Annotated in this window: 2 protein-coding genes; both read right to left on the minus strand. The window is 45.5% G+C overall.

Features of this window, described 5'->3' with window-relative positions:
• Nucleotides 1-327: 327 nt before the first annotated feature.
• Complete coding sequence (locus tag D6694_05185) at nt 328-1152, minus strand: hypothetical protein (protein RMH45078.1); 825 nt, start codon at nt 1150-1152, stop codon at nt 328-330.
• Nucleotides 1145-2125 carry a hypothetical protein gene (locus tag D6694_05190; GenBank protein ID RMH45079.1) on the minus strand — a complete coding sequence of 327 codons (981 nt, stop codon included), beginning with the start codon at nt 2123-2125 and terminating at the stop codon, nt 1145-1147. Before D6694_05190 ends, D6694_05185 begins: the two co-directional genes overlap by 8 nt.
• Between the last annotated feature and the right edge of the window lie 88 nt (nt 2126-2213).

The following is a 2213-nucleotide window of genomic DNA, read 5'->3' on the forward strand; positions in this document are numbered from 1 at the left end:
CCACTAAAGTGAATTACCTTCCACTAAAATACCTTCCTCAAAGGTACCTTGCGGTGTGTCTAAAGGAGGTCTGTTTTGCTGGTGGATTGCTGGGGAATTGCTGCTATGCTGTGGGTGGGTTGCTAGTGCTCTTGTGATTATGCACTTAGTCTGGTGTACTTTTGGTGTGTATTTGTTTGTTGTTAAGTATGTAGGTGTTGTAGCAGCTGAGGGTGGTAGGTGTTTACCAGGGTTCCTCCGGTTATCCTCTGGTTGTGCTGTGGGCTTTCTCCAAGTATTCTCCGGGGGTCCTCCAGGGTATCTCCAGGGTTCCTAGGTTGGTTGTAGTTATAGGGACTGAGACTGTAGTAGTCTACAGGATATGTGAGAGGGTAATAGACCTAGTAGCTGTTGTATGGTATACGAAGATCCTGGGTAGTTGGTGGTTAGATGGTTGATCATACCAGAGATCCTGGGTGTAGATGTGGGGGGTGTGTGTATACACAGGAAGTCCTGCAGGGTTCCTGCTAGTATCTCTAAGTGTCTTATGGTGGGTTCAGCCGTAGAGGGTACCTGGATATGATCAAAGGGTACAAGTAGTTTGGGTAGGGTGTTGTAGTGTGTTATATGTAGAGTTGGTAGCAGGTTGATTACCACGGTATCCAGGGGTTCTTGGGTTGGGTTCAGGTAATGGTTAGCAAATGATCCCTGGAAAGACAAGATGAGACTGTGTTTACCTGTAGGGAGGTAGGGTTCAATGGTAGTGTCTACATAGCTCCTGGATATCCTGGCCCTTAGGGTAGGTGGAATGAAGGCTAGTATAGAGTTAAGCACAAGGTCTACTGGCTTGTAGAGTGCCCGGTCTTCCTCCCTAGTTGGAGCTTGGTTATGTAGTATGTAGTAGGACATAAGGTTACTACCAGTGTATTTGATCCTTACGTAAACATGATCCTTGGTTTCCTCCTTAATATGAGCTACATAGTTAGAGGTTTCTGTTCTACTTAGGGTTACTTTACCTATACACTCTGTGTCATCTAGGTCTCTTCTTTTATATACCCACTCTTTTGTATCAGCTACAGCTAGGGGTAGAGTATTGGGATCGAAGAGGATATTCCGGAAGAAGTGGATGTCCTCCTTCTTGTCCTGATTGAGTAGCACTTGGTCTCTAGTCATAGTCACAGTATGCATCTATTGGTTCAAAGTAGGATCCTGTACATGAGAAACGTGGGTCATCCTCCTCTTCTTCCTCATAATATTCCCGCATTCTGTCGTCATGTTCCTGTATCATGCGTTCATACATCATGTCCTCGTATTCTGGATCGTATCTAAAGGAGGGTCCTAGGGTAAGGGTATCTGGTGATAGGCCTAGGTACTCCACTAGATAGTCGTAGCAGAAGTCCATAGCATTATACTGGTCCTCTCTTGCTCTACTGGCACTAGGGCTGTTGTAGCCACAGTTAGAGGAATAGATACGTCCACTACTACTGCAGTCCTCTCCATAGTAGCCTGTAGTTACACGAGCATAGACGGAGTTGAAGTTACTCGGGTCTACCTCTACGGTTCCATAGCTACTCTCTACTTCTACAGTAACATCGCCTGACTTGGGGTACTTGATTCCATATACCATGATACTTGTAGTGCTACCGTCAGCTGCATCTGCTACTATGTCGTAGCTCACACTGGTAGGCTCCTTATCGCAGTATATATTCTTTATCACATCTGCAGTTGACACACCTGCTACATTCCCATCCGATATGGTGACCTGGAAGGGACCTCGGTTATAGTGGTTATCATCAGAACACCTAACCGACACAGTTATCGAAGCACCCGTGGCTGCGCTATCTGGTAGTAAGTCGAAGCCACGCTTCGGCATATCCGGCGAGTATGGATAATACTTCAAGTATTCTCGGTAAGCCTTCCTGTACTCCTTAGCTGTCTTAGCAGCAGTTAGGTCAGGAATCACAACATTAGCACCATACTTGTAGATGCACTCATCATAGTTATCCCTCTGCCACTGTGGTGCTAACTTACCCCTAACAAAGGTATACCGGCCTCCGTTAATCTCTTCGTACCTTACTCCATATACTAAACCGCCCACCAATACTAGCAGGAGGCCTGCTAGTTTCCATCTACTTATACTCTTCATACCTACATATACAAGAGAGATAAGACAATATGTCAAGCAACTTGCCCAAGCAAATGATACGTTGCTTGACATAATACATACTCCTACC

The organism is Gammaproteobacteria bacterium (assembly GCA_003696665.1).
Classification (GTDB): Bacteria; Pseudomonadota; Gammaproteobacteria; order Enterobacterales.

Coding starts and splice junctions, on each gene's coding strand:
- D6694_05185 (RMH45078.1), bottom strand. CDS start 1,152: ATGACTAGAGACCAAGTGCTACTCAATCAGGACAAGAAGGAGGACATC.
- D6694_05190 (RMH45079.1), bottom strand. CDS start 2,125: ATGAAGAGTATAAGTAGATGGAAACTAGCAGGCCTCCTGCTAGTATTG.